Raw genomic sequence first — 14,073 nt, 5'->3', positions numbered from 1 at the left:
CCGCGTCGACGTCGTCGACGCGCATTCGATCGAGGACTTGACATGGGTCCTAGTACTGCCCGAATTCGGCCGACGCCCAGTGCCGGTCGACGTCCCCACCGGCGCACGTGAACGCGACGATCGCGTCCGGTCCGGAACGTACCGAGAACTGAAAGGTGTTCGCATGGCTACACGAAGCAAGGCGACCACGGCCCCCGACGAGGCCGTGACCGACGACACGGCCGTCGAGGCCGAGACCACGGCTCCTCCCGCCAAGAAGGCGCCGGCCAAGAGGGCTCCCGCCAAGAAGGCGGCGACGAAGGCTCCGGCCAAGACCGCCGCGGCCAAGAAGGCCGCCGCAGCCGAACCCGCCGACGACGAGGTCGACGCCGAGGCCGCGGTCGACCCGGCTGCCGCCGACGACGCGGACGGCGAGGGCGCCAAGCCCGTCCCCGAGATCCTCCCCACCGGCGCGCTCGTCATCTCGCAGGACGACGACGACGAGATGCCCGTCTACTCGACGACGATCACGGGTGCGACGGCCGACCCCGTCAAGGACTACCTGAAGCAGATCGGCAAGGTCGCCCTGTTGAACGCGGCCGAAGAGGTCGAGCTCGCCATGCGGATCGAGGCGGGTCTCTTCGCCGACGACAAGCTCGCGAACAGCACCGGCCTGAGCCGCGAGCTCGAGCGTGAGCTGCGCTGGGTGTCGCGCGACGGTCAGCGGGCCAAGAGCCACCTGCTCGGTGCCAACCTCCGACTCGTGGTCAGCCTCGCCAAGCGTTACACGGGCCGTGGCATGCAGTTCCTCGACCTGATCCAAGAGGGAAACCTCGGCTTGATCCGCGCCGTCGAGAAGTTCGACTACACCAAGGGCTTCAAGTTCTCCACCTACGCCACCTGGTGGATCCGTCAGGCCATCACGCGGGCCATGGCGGACCAGGCTCGCACCATCCGCATCCCGGTGCACATGGTCGAGGTCATCAACAAGCTCGCCCGTGTCCAGCGTCAGATGCTGCAAGACCTGGGACGCGAGCCCACGCCCGAAGAGCTCTCGCGTGAACTCGACATGACGCCCGAGAAGGTCGTCGAGGTCCAGAAGTACGGCCGCGAGCCCATCTCGCTCCACACGCCCCTGGGTGAGGACGGCGACAGCGAGTTCGGCGACCTCATCGAGGACACCGAGGCCGTCGTGCCGGCCGACGCCGTCGGGTTCACGATGCTGCAGAAACAGCTCGAATCGCTGCTCGACAGCCTGTCCGAGCGCGAGGCCGGTGTCATCCGCATGCGCTTCGGGCTCGGTGACGGCATGCCGAAGACCCTCGACCAGATCGGTGACACGTTCGGCGTGACGCGCGAGCGCATCCGCCAGATCGAGTCCAAGACGATGGCGAAACTTCGCCACCCGTCGCGTTCACAGTCGCTCCGCGACTACCTCGAGTAGGCCCGTGCGTTACCTGGTCCCCGTGCTGGCCGGCCGTCTCGTCCGGGCGGTCGCCCGGTTGCGTGGTGGCGGGTCGGCGTACCCGGGGCAGACGGTCCTGAAGCTCGCGCCCGACTTCCTCACCCATGTGTCGTCCCAGTTCGATCGCGGCGTCGTGTTCGTGCTCGGGTCGAACGGCAAGTCGACGACCACGATGATGCTCACCGAGACGCTTCGTGCCCACGGGTTGAAGGTGTTCACGAACCCCACGGGTGCCAACCTCCCGCAGGGCATCGCGTCGGCCTTCCTCCGTGAGGTGACGCCCTTCGGTCGCGTCCGTGACGACATCGGGGTCATCGAGGTCGACGAGGCCTTCGCGGTCGAGTTGACGAAGTCCCTGCACCCCTCCACGGTGCTCATGCTCAACGTGCAGGTCGACCAGTTGTACCGGTTCTTCGAGACCGAGCGGGTCGGCACGATGATGACCGACACCGCCGCCGAGGCGACGGTCGCGGTCGTCACGAACCGCGACGACCAGCACCTCGGCCCCTACCAGCCGGTCGGTCGCCAGACGGTGACCCGGTTCGGCGCTTCCTCCGAGGTCGTCTCCGCGTCACCCAACGGCCTGCAGAACGCGCACGACTTCAGGCGTGAGGCCGACTCCTCGTTGACCGCGGAGACCGAGGTGACCGCACTCACGGGCACCGGTGCCACCATCACGGTCTCGGGCACTCCGATCGACGTCCGGCTGCCGGCCCGTGGTCTCCACTACGCGGTCGACGCGGCAGCGGCGCTCCAGACGGCCTCGGTCGTCCTGGGGCACCCGGTCGACCCGGCCGCCGTCCGGCGGGCGTTCGAGAGCATGAAGCCGGCCTACGGCCGTGGTGAGCGCATGTCCCTCGGCGCCGACGAAGCCGAGTTCATCATGTTCAAGAACGCGGCGAGCCTCCAGATGAACCTCGACGCACTCCCGCAGGGCGTCGAGCAGGTCATGTTGGCCATCGACGAGGGCACGCCCGACATCTCGTGGATCTACGACATCGATTTCTCGCACCTCGACCACGTCGACGTCCTCGCCGGCGCGAAGGCCTGGCAGTTGGCCTTGAGGCTCGAGCACGAGGGCATCCCGGTCCACGTGATCGAAGAAGACATCTCGAAGGCCATCCGTCTGATGCGAGCCCTTCCGTCCCCGAGCGACAAGACGAAGCACTTCGTGACGAACTACGAGCAGATGATGCTGGCCCGTCGCATCCTCGGCCACCCCGACCTGGAGAAGACCGCGTGAGCGACGACGTCCTCCGAATCGTCCACCTCTACCCGGAAGAGCTCGGCGTGAGCGGCGATCGGGGCAACGTGACGTCGCTCTCGGTGCGCGCGAACCGGGCCGGGATCGACAGCCGCGTGCTCGAGTACCGCGTGGGCGACGACGTGCCGACCGTCGCCGACGTGGTCGTCGTGGGGCACGGCCCCCTGTCCGGCGTGCGAGCCGTCGCCGCCGACGCTCGCCGCCTCGCGCCGACGCTCAAGTCGTTCGCGGCGTCCGGGGTGCCGGTCGTGGCGGTGGGGGGCGGTCTCGAGCTCCTCAGTCGGGGCGTCGAGGACGTCGACGGGGCGACGGTCGAGGGAGTCGGTTTCTTCGACGCCGTGGTCCGCCGCGGGGCTCCGCGACGGACGAACTACCTGCAGGTGACGACCGACTACCAGGGCGACGAGGTCACCCTCTTCGGTTTCGAGGATCATGCCGCGCATCTCGAACTCGGCGTGGACGCGGAGCCCTTCGGGACCGTCGTCCACGGAGGCGGGAACGGTGACGGGCGCGAGGGCGTCCGACGCGGGGTCTCCTTCGGCACGCAGCTGAAGGGCCCGGTCCTGCCGCTCAACCCCGCCCTCACCGACCGGGTGCTCCGCGTCGCCCTGAGCCGCCGGATGATCTCCTACTCGGCAGGCCCCGGGCACGCGAAGCTCGACGAGTACGCCGCCGCGTCGCAGAAGGTCATCGCCGACAACCTCGAGCGTTCGTTCAAGGCCATGTGACGACGTCGGTCCGCAGACACGACGAAGGCCCCGCATCGATCGGATGCGGGGCCTTCGTCGTACCGCCGGCCCGGGCTGTGGTCCGGGGAGGCGCGGCGTCTCAGTGGGCGAGGAGCTTCGAACTCTCGTCGAGCCACTCGATGGCGGTGGGCTGCAGCTTCTCCTTGAACTTCGCGCCGTGGTGGGCGCAGAAGAGCAGTTCGCCGGTGGCCATGGTCGCGCGGATGTAGGCCTGGGCTCCGCAGCTGTCGCAGCGGTCCGCGGCGCTCAACTGGTAACGGGAGCCGAGCTCGTCGACGGCGGTCTGGTCGGTGGCCATCTGAGTCATGTGATGCTCCTCCTGACGGTGGTGCGGTGGGTGAGACACTCATCAAAACACGCCGACGTCGGTATCGCGTGCCATCGGCACCGGATTTCGCTCATCGCGTAGCGGCGAGGGGCCGGTCGAGTGTCGGGACTGCCGTGTCGGCGGCCCTCGGTAGGCTGTAACGCGGTCACCGCCTCCCCGCATTCCCGTCGTCGAGAGATGGCGGCGGGCCCCTCAGGAGAACAATGCCCCCCACCTCGTCCGCCCCCGCCTCCGACTACTCGGCCCGGCACCTCTCGGTGCTCGAAGGCCTCGAGGCCGTGCGCAAACGCCCCGGCATGTACATCGGGTCGACCGACTCCCGGGGCCTGATGCACTGTCTGTGGGAGATCATCGACAACTCGGTCGACGAGGCGCTGGGCGGGCACGGCGACACCATCGACGTCGTTCTGCACCCCGACGACAGCGTCGAGGTCCGCGACAGCGGACGCGGGGTGCCCGTCGACATCGAACCCAAGACGGGTCTGAGCGGTGTCGAGGTCGTGTTCACGAAGCTCCACGCCGGCGGGAAGTTCGGCGGCGGGTCCTACACGTCGTCCGGCGGCCTCCACGGCGTCGGTGCCTCCGTCGTCAACGCACTGTCCGAGAGGCTCGACGTCGAGGTCGACCGGGGCGGCAAGACGTACGCCATGTCGTTCCGACGCGGTGAACCCGGCACCTTCGAGGACGTCGACGAACCCACCCCCGATTCACCGTTCACCCCCTTCGTGTCCGGCAGCGTGCTCCGAGAAGTGGGCAAGACCAAGCGTGGCGTCACCGGCACCCGGGTGCGTTACTGGGCCGATCGCCAGATCTTCACCCGAGGGGCCTCGTTCCAGACGGATGAGCTGTCGGCCAGGGCCCGGCAGACGGCCTTCCTCATCCCGGGGCTGACGTTGACCCTGCGCGACGAACGCGTGGGTTCGCTCACGGACGGCGGCTTCCCCCTCGAGAGCACCTTCCGCTTCGACGGAGGCATCAGCGAATACGTCGAGTTCCTCGCTCCCGACACCGCCGTGACCGACACGTGGCGTCTGACCGGGTCGGGCACCTACACCGAGACGGTACCCGTGCTCACCGACGGTGGTGCCATGATCGCCACCGAACTCGAACGCCAGTGCGACGTCGACATCGCCCTGCGCTGGGGCGGGGGGTACGAGACGGTCTTCCGCAGCTACGTCAACATCATCGCGACGCCGAAGGGCGGATCGCACCAGACCGGTTTCGAGGCCGGGCTGCTCAAGTTCGTGCGGCAGCAGGTCGAGGCCAACGCCCGTCGCCTCAAGGTGGGCACCGACAAGATCGAGAAGGACGACGTCCTGGCCGGTCTGACGGCGGTCCTGACGGTGCGCCTGCCCGAGCCGCAATTCGAGGGCCAGACGAAAGAGATCCTGGGCACACCGGCCGTCCGCGCGATCGTCGCGAACGTCGTGGCGAACGAGTTGGGCGCGTTGTTCACGTCGACCCGGCGAGAAGACAAGGCGCAGACCGCCCTCGTGCTCGACAAGGTCGTCGCCGAGATGAAGACCCGCATCGCCGCACGGGCGCACAAAGAGACCCAGCGTCGCAAGAACGCCCTGGAGAACTCGACCCTGCCGGCCAAACTGGTCGACTGCCGGTCGAACGACGTGGCGAACAGCGAGCTGTTCATCGTCGAAGGGGACTCCGCGCTGGGCACGGCCAAGGTCGCCCGGAACAGCGAGTTCCAGGCACTCCTGCCCATCCGCGGCAAGATCCTGAACGTGCAGAAGGCCTCGGTCAGCGACATGCTCTCGAACCTCGAGTGCGCCTCCATCATCCAGGTGCTGGGAGCCGGGTCCGGACGGTCCTTCGATCTCGAGGCGGCCCGCTACGGCAAGGTCATCATCATGAGCGACGCCGACGTGGACGGTGCCCACATCCGGACGCTGCTGCTGACGCTGTTCTTTCGGTACATGAGACCGATGATCGAAGCCGGTCGCGTCTTCGCGGCCGTCCCCCCTCTGCACCGAGTGGTCGTGATGCACCCCGGCAGCAAGCCGAACGAGACGATCTACACGTACTCCGAGAAAGAGCTGCACGGTGTCCTCGCAGGGCTCAAGCGCACGAACAAGAAGTTCCAGGACCCCATCCAGCGGTACAAGGGACTCGGCGAGATGGACGCCGAACAGCTCCGCACCACGACGATGGAACGCCAGAACCGCATGCTGCGGCGCGTCAAGGTCGACGACGCCGAGAACGCCGCCCGCGTCTTCGAACTGCTGATGGGCAACGACGTGGCTCCTCGCAAGGAGTTCATCATCGACGGCGCCGGTCTCAGCCGGGACCGCATCGACGTCTGAGTCCTGATCAGGCCGTCACCGAGAACGAGGACGCCCTGTCTCGACGTCGAGGCCGCCGCCTCGGTCGGTCCGTCGAGGGGTCACTCGTCCGGTTCGGCACCTGCCTCGAGGCCGGTGGCCGAATCGGCGATGTGTGCCACCGAGGCGCCGACCGAGCCCACGGGCGCGTCCAGGGGCGTGCCCGATCCGTCACGGCGTGAGAGCTCGGCGGGCAGAGTGCGGACCGAACCGTCCGGCCCGACCGCCTGAGCGGGAGCCGGGCCGACCCAGGCCAGCGACAGGGCGTCCTCGCCCTTCAGCAACGAATGGGACCGGACGCCGCCCGTGGCACGCCCCTTGCCCGGGTACTCGTCGAACGCGCTGAGCTTGGCACGTCCGGGGTCGGTGCCGGCGATCGTCGAGCTGCTCGACGAGACCGTCGCGACGACGGCCTCGCGGCCCGCGGGCACGGCACCGAAGAAGATCACGGTCGCGTCGTCCGGAAGGTTGATGCCGGCCACCCCGCCGCCCGCGGGCCCCTGCGGTCTGACCGCGGAGGCGGTGAACCGGAGCAACTGCGTGGCGGACGTGACGAAGACGAGTTCGTCCTCGTCGACCCCTTGGGCGACGCCGACGACCTGGTCGCCCTTCTTCAGGGTGATGACCGGGAAGTCGGGTCGGGCGGGGTACTGGCCGGTCGCGACCCGTTTGACGACCCCGCGGGCCGTGCCGAGCACGATGCTCCGGTCGGCGGTCAGCGAGACGAGCCCGAGCACGCGCTCCTTCTTGTCGACCACGCCGATGTAGTCCCGGATGGGCACCCCCGCACCCAGCTGGACGGACGTGGGCGGCACGGACGGGAGGTCGACGGGGGTGAACCGGACGAGGCGGCCGAGGTTCGTCACGGCGCCGATCTCGGTCCGCGTCGTCGTGTCGATCGACGAGAGGACGGCGTCGTGCTTCGTGCGCCGGGTCGGGGGAGTGGGGGCCGCGGAGTCGGGGTCGAGGTGGTCCACCCGCAGGACGCGGCCCGTCGTCGAGAGGAACACCCGGGTCGGGGTGTCGGCGATCTCGAGCACCGGTGCCGACCTGCTGCCGCGACCGGTCGTCGCGACGCTCGCCTTGGCCTCCGTGAGCAGGGTCCGACGCGGCGTGCCGAACTGCTCGGCGATGTCGGCGAGTTCGCTCGAGACGAGGGCCCGGAGGCGGGCGGGGTCGGCCAGGAGGTCCTTGAGGTCGGCGATGGCCGCGAGCAGCTCGTCGCGCTCGGCTTCGAGTTCGATGCGGCTGAACTTGGTGAGTCGGCGCAGCTGCAGGTCGAGGATGTACTCGGCCTGGATCTCGCTGAGGTCGAAGACCTCGCGCAGGCGTGCCCGGGCGGCAGGCGTGTCGTCGCTCGTCCGGATCACCTGGATGACCTCGTCGATGTCGACGATGGCGACGAGGAGGCCCTCGACGAGATGGAGGCGGTCCTCTTTCTTGGCCAGCCGGTAGCGGCTGCGACGTGTGACGACCGAGAGGCGGTGCGCGACGTAGACCTCGAGCATCTCCTTCAGGCCGAGGGTCCGCGGCTGCCCCTCGACCAGGGCGACGTTGTTGATGCTGAAGCCGTCTTCGAGCGGGGTGTAGCGATAGAGCTGCTCGAGGACCGCCTCGGGGCTGAAACCCGTCTTGATGCCGATCACGAGACGGAGACCGTGCTTGTGGTCGGTCAGGTCGGTGACGTCCGTGATGCCGGTGAGCTTCTTCGCCTGCACCCCGTCCTTGATCTTCTCGATCACCTTCTCGGGCCCCACGAGGTACGGCAGCTCGGTGACCACGAGACCGTTCTTCCGTGCGGTGATGCTCTCGACGCCGACCCGCGCCCGGGTCTTGAAGCTGCCTCGACCCGTGGCGTAGGCGTCGCGGACCCCGGCCAGCCCGGCGATCGTGCCGCCGGTCGGCAGGTCGGGACCCGGCACGAACGCCATCAGGTCGTCCAGGCTGGCGTCGGGGTGGTCGATCAGGTGCCGGGCGGCACCGACGACCTCGACGAGGTTGTGGGGCGCCATGTTGGTCGCCATGCCCACCGCGATGCCGCTCGCACCGTTCACGAGCAGGTTCGGGAAGGCTGCCGGAAGCACCTCGGGCTGCATCAACTGGTTGTCGTAGTTGGGGACGAAGTCGACGACGTCCTCGCCGAGTCCCTGGGTCATGGCCAGCGACGCCTCGGCGAGACGGGCCTCGGTGTACCGCGGTGCGGCCGGCCCGTCGTCGAGCGAGCCGAAGTTGCCGTGCCCGTCGATGAGCGGCACCCGCATGGTGAAGGGCTGCGCCTGACGGACCATGGCGTCGTAGATCGCGGTGTCGCCGTGCGGGTGGAGCTTGCCCATGACCTCACCGACGACGCGCGCGCTCTTGACGTGGCCCCGGTCGGGCCGGAGGCCCATCTCGGACATCTGGTAGAGGATGCGACGCTGGACGGGCTTGAGGCCGTCCCGGGCGTCGGGCAGCGCTCGGGAGTAGATGACCGAGTACGCGTACTCGAGGAACGACCCCTGCATCTCGAGCGAGACGTCGATGTCCTCGATGCGTTCGCCGTGGTCGGAGCTGCTCGTGTTCTCGGTGGTGGTCATGCACTTCTCACGGATCGGGGTGGACGGGGCACCCGATCGTCGCTGTGCCAGACTGGGGCCGGTGTCCTCCATCGTACCGGCGCGCCCCAGAGGGGCCGTGAGCCTGGCCGACGTGGTGCCCTCGAGTCTCGCGTCCCTGCGGGGCGAGCCGAACGCGCTCCGCCTGCCCGCCGCGCGGGCCGCGGTGGTCGTCCTGGTGGACGGTCTCGGCCAGGCGGCCCTCGGCGCCCGTCGGGGCCACGCCCGGACGTTGTCGGGGGTGAAGGGCAGCCTGTGGTCCGGGTGGCCCACGACCACCGCCGCGGCGCTCACGACGCTGACGACCGGGGTGCTCCCCGGCGAGCACGGCCTCGTCGGCTACTCGGCCCTCGACCCCGAGAACGATCGAGTGGTGAAGCAGCTCTCGGGGTGGGACGATCGCATGCGGCCCGACGAGTGGCAGCGGCGTCCCACGCTGTTCGAGACGGCCACCGACGTGGAGTCCCACGCCGTCGGCCCCAAGCGCTACCGATCGTCCGGCCTGACCGAGGCCATCCTCCGGGGCGCCACCTACGACGTGGCGGAGAGCGTGGCCGACCGCTTCGCGACCGCGGCGATGCTCGTCGACTCGACCCGCGCCTCCTTGGTGTACCTCTACGTCCCCGAGCTCGACATGATCGCTCACCGTGCCGGCTGGGAATCGGACGAATGGATCGATGCCCTCGAAGGCGTCGACGGCGAGGTCCGGAGGCTGGAGGCCTCGGTCGCGCCCGACGTCGGGGTGATCGTCACGGCCGACCACGGCATCGTCGACGTGGCCGAACGGAGGCGCATCGTCTTCGGGGGCATGCCCGCCCTGGTCGACGGGGTGAGGCACGTGGCGGGGGAGCCCCGCTGCCTGCAACTGCACCTCGAGCCCGATGCCGACGAGGGCCGCCGGGATGCGGTGCTCGACGCGTGGCGAGCAGCCGAAGGCGACCGAGCCTGGGTGTTGTCCCGGTCGGAGGCCGTCGACGCCGGTTGGTTCGGGGCCGTGGACCCGGCGGTCCTGCCCCGCATCGGCGACGTGATCGTCGCCGCCCGGCGGGGCGTCGCCTACTACGACGGACGAGATCGCGGTGGTGCTCCGGGAACCATGGTCGGTCACCACGGATCGTGGTCCGACGACGAGACGCTCGTGCCCTTGAGGACGTTCGGCGCCTACCGGCGGTGATCGTGGCCGCCGGGGCGGGCCAGGAGGGTCAGGCGGGGTCGTCGTCCGTACGCGCTCCGAAGACGATCTCGTCCCAGCTCGGCATCGAGGTGCGCCCCCGCGCCTTCTTGGTCGACTGGGCCGCGCTGGGCATCTCGCGTCGGCCAGCGCGTCCCCGGCTGCCCCGGATGCCCGTGGGCTGGACCGGTGCGTCGCCCGCCGGGGCGTCACCTCGGGTCGACCGGTCGGGCAGCACGGGTGTGGGTTTGGTGGCCCCTTCGGGCAGGTCGAAGTCGTCCAGGGGGACGTCGATCACGCGGATCGCCCCGGTGGCCTGGTGGTCCGGGCGCCCGTCGTCGTCGGAGAACCGGGCGGCCTCGCGTTCTCCGCGTCGGCGTCTCAGCGCCTCGAGGAGGTCCGCGGTCTGGTCGTGCCCGCTCTCGTCGTCGGGTGCCCGGTTGGCGGCGGCGAAGGAGGCGGTGCTGCGGACGCCGGGACGCAACCGGTCGGTCGCGGTCTCGGCCGGCAGTTCGACCGCGTCGGCCTGCTCGACCAGGAAGGCGCCGCTGTCGAAACGGCCCGAGGTGTCGTCGTGGCGCGGCTCACGGGAGACGGCCCGGAGACGAGGGACGAGTGGACCGACGTCCTCGCCGTGCTGCGAGAGGCGATGGGCGTCGCCGCCGAGGGGGGCGAGGACCGACTTCTTCGGGTCGAAGCGCCACGTCGCGTCGCGCTCGACCTCGTGCGTGACGAAGGCCAGGTGGACCACCCAGCCGTGCTCGGCGTCCTTGTAGGCGCTCCATTCGCGCTGGGAGGTCTCGGCACCGTCCAGTCGCTCGTCGATGACGGCCCCGAAGGTGGTCGCCTGAACACCGGACGCCGCGTCGTCGTCGACGGACACCGGGACGGCCCTGGCGCTTTCGAGCACGAAGGCGCGCTCGGCGAGGACCGGCCCTTCGAACCGGTGCACGTAGTCGAGGTCGGCGCCGGTCAGGTCGGACACCTGCTGAGGGGTCTTGCCCGCCCGGACCAGGGCCTGGATCTCACGGGGCGGTGCCTTCCGTTCGACCGGGGCGTCGCCGGGGCTGGCCGCCCTCAGCTGGGAGTGGAGGGTGTGGGTGACGGGAAGGCGGTACTCGCCACCGGCGTCGGTGGCGACGAGCAGAGCTCCGCTCTGGACGCCGATGACCCTGAGATCCTGCATTTTCCACGCCTTTCACCGTCGTGATCCGGTGCCAAGAGTCGCACGTCGGCGGCCGTTCTCACGGGAATACGACGGGCGTGCCGTCAGTTCTTCCGAGGCGGCTGAAAGGCCGTGGGAACTGGTTTGCTATTCGACAACGAGTGATGCAAACTGCACCCGCCGAATCGGGCACACGAATCACCGAAGAACTGGATGGGCATGGCCACCGACTACGACGCACCTCGCAAGAACGACGACGACGGCTCGGAGTCGATCGAGGGGCTCAAAGAGAGGGTCCCCGACAAGATGACCGGCGTCGTCGACGACGACGCCGACAACCCGGGCTCGTTCGAGCTCGCCGGGCAGGACCTCTCGGACCTCGACCTCGACGTCGTCGTCCTCCCCCCGCAGGTCGACGAGTTCACCTGTGTCGAGTGCTTCCTGGTCAAGCACCGTTCGCAGCTCGACCACGAGACCAAGCTGGGCGCTATCTGCCGGGAGTGCGCCGCCTGAGCGCCTCCAACCGTCGCACGACCTCGTCGGGTCGACGGGTCGACACCAACCAGTAGGGCGCCGGGTCGTCGAGGTCCGTCAACGAGATCTTGACCACCGGTCGCACCCACCCCCGGAAGAGGGTCCAGGCTCGCGCGTCGAGCCGGGGCCCTCTTTCTCGTGTCGCGTCGGCGCCGGTGAACCCCTCGGCGTCACCGATCTCGTGGGGGAACAGACGGGCCCGCCCCGCGGTGAAGCCCTCGTCGTCGATCGTCAGCACGGGCGAGGTCAGGACGAGCAGGACGACGGCGGCCGCGTAGAACACGACGGCCATCACCACGCCGACCGTCGAGTTGATCGGCAGGAAGACCAGGAGGGTGGCGGGGACGAGGAGCGCGCAGGCCACGAAGACGGAGAGCGGCGGGAGCAGGCGCTCACGGTAGGGGTTCATGACGTCCATTCGACCAGACTTCTGCACTACCCTCGACACGTGATCCAGACCCTCGACGTCCTCATCGCCGCCGAGGCGATGTCGGTGCCCGTGTATTCCCACCCGGGCGACGCCGGCGCCGACCTGGTCTCGACCGAGGACCTCGTGCTGAGGCCCGGCCACCGCGCCCTGGTCGGCACGGGCGTCTCCATCGCCCTTCCCGAGGGTTTCGCCGCGTTCGTCATGCCCCGCAGCGGCCTCGCCGCCAAGCACGGCATCACCGTCGTGAACGCCCCGGGCACCGTCGACGCGGGGTACCGCGGAGAGATCAAGGTCTCGCTGCTCAACACCGACCTCGAGGCCGAGCACCACGTCGCCGTCGGTGACAAGATCGCCCAGCTCGTCATCATGCCGGTCGTCCGCGCGACCTTCGTTCCCGTCGCGACGCTCCCCGAGAGCGTCCGAGGGGCCGACGGTCACGGATCCACCGGATACGCACACAACCCAGGAGGCACCGCGTGAGGAAGTCCAAACGCCGCGAGCAAGAACTGGCCGCAGTCGAGATCGACGTCGAGTCGGCCGACGTCGCCGACGTCGAGATCGACATCGAGTCCCTCGACGACGCCGAGGTCGAGGTGTTCGACGATTCCAAGTCGGCACCCGCGGACCGCTCCGAGGTGGGCCCGCTGGACGAGACCGAGGCCAACCCCGTCCGCCCGTACGTCGATCTCGGTGGCGTCAAGATCCTGCCCCGCGAAGGGCTCCACCTCCGACTCGAAGTCGAAGAGGGAAGCAAGAGGGTCGTCGCCGTCGGTCTCGACTTCGCCAAGTCGACGCTGCAGGTGCAGCCGTTCGCGGCGCCGCGCACGACCGGACTCTGGAACGAGATCCGAGGTCAGATCAGCGAGCAGATCGAGAAGCAGGGCGGCACGACGGCCGAGGTCGAGGGGCCCTTCGGTCCCGAGGTCCGAGCCGAGATCCCGGTGATGGGCGGTGACCCCGGCACGACCCGACGAGCACGCTTCATCGGCGTCGACGGGCCCCGCTGGTTCCTCCGCGGCGTGATCGCGGGCGACGCGGCTCACGAAGGCGACGCTGCCGAGAAGATCGAAGAACTCTTCCGCAGCATCGTCGTGGTCCGCGGGACGACCCCGATGCCACCGCGCGAGCTGATCCCGCTGTCGATGCCGAAGGCCGGCCCGACCGACGCCCCGGGCACCACGCCCTCGGTCGTCTGACCCGACGTGTCCGCGTCCGACGACCGGCCCGATCCGGCTGATCCGTCGCCGCTCGACGACCCCCGGGTGTCGCTCGCGGCCCAGTTGCAGGCCGCCGCCCGACGGGCCGGCATCGGCCAGGTCGCCCCTGGCGAGGTCCCGACGGCGTCGGCGCTGCTCACCGCCATCGGCGGGGTGCGGGGGCTCGTCGAGTCCATCGTGCCCGGGCTCGGCTTCGTGGTCGTCTACACGATCACGCAGGACGTCGTCCCGTCGGTCCTCATCCCGCTGGTCCTGGCCGTGGCGTTCGTCGTCGCGCGCGCGGTCCAGCGCGGTCCGGTCGCCCAGGCCCTCGCGGGCGTCTTCGGCATCGCCCTCTCCGCGGGGATCGCCTTGCTCTCCGGCCGTGCCGAGAACAACTTCGTGCCCGGCCTCCTGATCAACGCCGCGTCGCTCGCCGCGATGCTCGTCAGCATCGCCGTGCGCTGGCCGCTCATCGGCATCGTGGTCGGACTCCTCACGAACGACGGCACGGGCTGGCGGGGGGACCGGGCGAAACGACGCGTCCTCGTCCTGGCCACCTGGTTGTGGGCCGGACTCTTCGCCGCCCGCCTCGCCGTCCAGGTGCCGCTGTGGCTGGCCGGGGACGTCGCTCTTCTCGGGACGCTCAAGCTCGTCATGGGCGTGCCGCTCTACGCGGGGTTGCTCTGGGTGACCTGGCTCCTCGTGCGGACGGTCTACCGCGGACGCGAGGCGGCGGACGACGCGCGGGGCCCCTCGGCCTGACCCGCGCCTCCTGGTGCTATGTTTTGTCTTGACATCGAGACAAATCGCTGGGATCGGCCCCGGGGACACCCCGCGGACTTAGGCTGACCTCGCTGGT

13 protein-coding genes are annotated in these 14,073 nt (G+C 69.5%); 9 read left to right on the top strand and 4 right to left on the bottom strand.

The genetic code is table 11. The annotated features are described in order from the left end of the window. Positions 1–163: 163 nt before the first annotated feature. From ASL10_RS06260 to ASL10_RS06250, 3 genes are read left to right on the top strand one after another with little or no spacing between them, the layout of a single operon-like run. A complete protein-coding gene (locus ASL10_RS06260; RefSeq protein WP_056047486.1) occupies positions 164–1,423 on the top strand; it encodes an RNA polymerase sigma factor in 1,260 nt (419 codons plus the stop codon). A gap of 4 nt (positions 1,424–1,427) precedes the next feature. Beyond that, on the top strand, positions 1,428–2,687 hold the full coding sequence (locus ASL10_RS06255) for a MurT ligase domain-containing protein (RefSeq protein WP_056045474.1): 1,260 nt from the start codon (positions 1,428–1,430) through the stop codon (positions 2,685–2,687). Further along, positions 2,684–3,436: a hypothetical protein gene (locus tag ASL10_RS06250; protein ID WP_056045471.1), complete on the top strand. Its 753-nt coding sequence runs from the start codon at positions 2,684–2,686 to the stop codon at positions 3,434–3,436. The genes ASL10_RS06255 and ASL10_RS06250 overlap by 4 nt, the downstream gene beginning before the upstream one ends. Positions 3,437–3,536: 100 nt before the next feature. On the opposite strand, the gene ASL10_RS06245 is transcribed toward ASL10_RS06250, so the two are convergent. After that, positions 3,537–3,764, bottom strand: a complete 228-nt coding sequence (locus ASL10_RS06245; RefSeq protein WP_043592677.1) for a hypothetical protein — start codon at positions 3,762–3,764, stop codon at positions 3,537–3,539. Positions 3,765–3,988: 224 nt separating this feature from the next. Between ASL10_RS06245 and ASL10_RS06240 the strand changes: the two genes are divergently transcribed. Continuing rightward, the gene (locus tag ASL10_RS06240) at positions 3,989–6,103 is read left to right on the top strand and encodes a type IIA DNA topoisomerase subunit B (RefSeq protein ID WP_056045466.1); all 2,115 of its coding nucleotides are present in this window, start codon (positions 3,989–3,991) and stop codon (positions 6,101–6,103) included. An 80-nt stretch (positions 6,104–6,183) separates the two neighbouring features. Here ASL10_RS06240 and ASL10_RS06235 read toward each other — a convergent pair whose 3' ends face one another. Then, a complete protein-coding gene (locus ASL10_RS06235) occupies positions 6,184–8,697 on the bottom strand; it encodes a DNA topoisomerase (ATP-hydrolyzing) subunit A (protein ID WP_056045464.1) in 2,514 nt (837 codons plus the stop codon). A gap of 97 nt (positions 8,698–8,794) precedes the next feature. Between ASL10_RS06235 and ASL10_RS06230 the strand changes: the two genes are divergently transcribed. Continuing rightward, positions 8,795–9,889, top strand: a complete 1,095-nt coding sequence (locus ASL10_RS06230; protein WP_235452488.1) for an alkaline phosphatase family protein — start codon at positions 8,795–8,797, stop codon at positions 9,887–9,889. A gap of 28 nt (positions 9,890–9,917) precedes the next feature. Here ASL10_RS06230 and sepH read toward each other — a convergent pair whose 3' ends face one another. Continuing rightward, positions 9,918–11,072, bottom strand: a complete 1,155-nt coding sequence (gene sepH, locus ASL10_RS06225; protein WP_056045456.1) for a septation protein SepH — start codon at positions 11,070–11,072, stop codon at positions 9,918–9,920. A 198-nt stretch (positions 11,073–11,270) separates the two neighbouring features. Between sepH and ASL10_RS06220 the strand changes: the two genes are divergently transcribed. Continuing rightward, on the top strand, positions 11,271–11,564 hold the full coding sequence (locus ASL10_RS06220; RefSeq protein ID WP_043592858.1) for a DUF4193 domain-containing protein: 294 nt from the start codon (positions 11,271–11,273) through the stop codon (positions 11,562–11,564). Here the strand turns inward: ASL10_RS06220 and ASL10_RS06215 are convergent. Further along, positions 11,539–11,994, bottom strand: a complete 456-nt coding sequence (locus tag ASL10_RS06215) for a DUF3093 domain-containing protein (RefSeq protein ID WP_056047483.1) — start codon at positions 11,992–11,994, stop codon at positions 11,539–11,541. The genes ASL10_RS06220 and ASL10_RS06215 overlap by 26 nt on opposite strands. Before the next feature lie 39 nt (positions 11,995–12,033). Between ASL10_RS06215 and dut the strand changes: the two genes are divergently transcribed. The 3 genes from dut to ASL10_RS06200 all read left to right on the top strand — a co-directional run bounded on the left by dut (position 12,034) and on the right by ASL10_RS06200 (position 13,976). Further along, positions 12,034–12,495, top strand: a complete 462-nt coding sequence (gene dut / locus ASL10_RS06210; RefSeq protein WP_200922575.1) for a dUTP diphosphatase — start codon at positions 12,034–12,036, stop codon at positions 12,493–12,495. Between the two features lie 77 nt (positions 12,496–12,572). After that, entirely contained in the window at positions 12,573–13,211 is a 639-nt protein-coding gene (locus tag ASL10_RS06205) for a DUF3710 domain-containing protein (protein ID WP_123570779.1), read from the top strand. 6 nt (positions 13,212–13,217) lie between these two features. After that, a complete protein-coding gene (locus tag ASL10_RS06200; RefSeq protein WP_056045452.1) occupies positions 13,218–13,976 on the top strand; it encodes a DUF3159 domain-containing protein in 759 nt (252 codons plus the stop codon). Positions 13,977–14,073 lie beyond the last annotated feature (97 nt).

The organism is Frigoribacterium sp. Leaf8 (assembly GCF_001421165.1).
Lineage (GTDB): Bacteria > Actinomycetota > Actinomycetes > Actinomycetales > Microbacteriaceae > Frigoribacterium.
The sequence above is the reverse complement of the archived record's forward strand: the minus strand, read 5'-3'. Positions and strand labels throughout refer to the sequence as shown.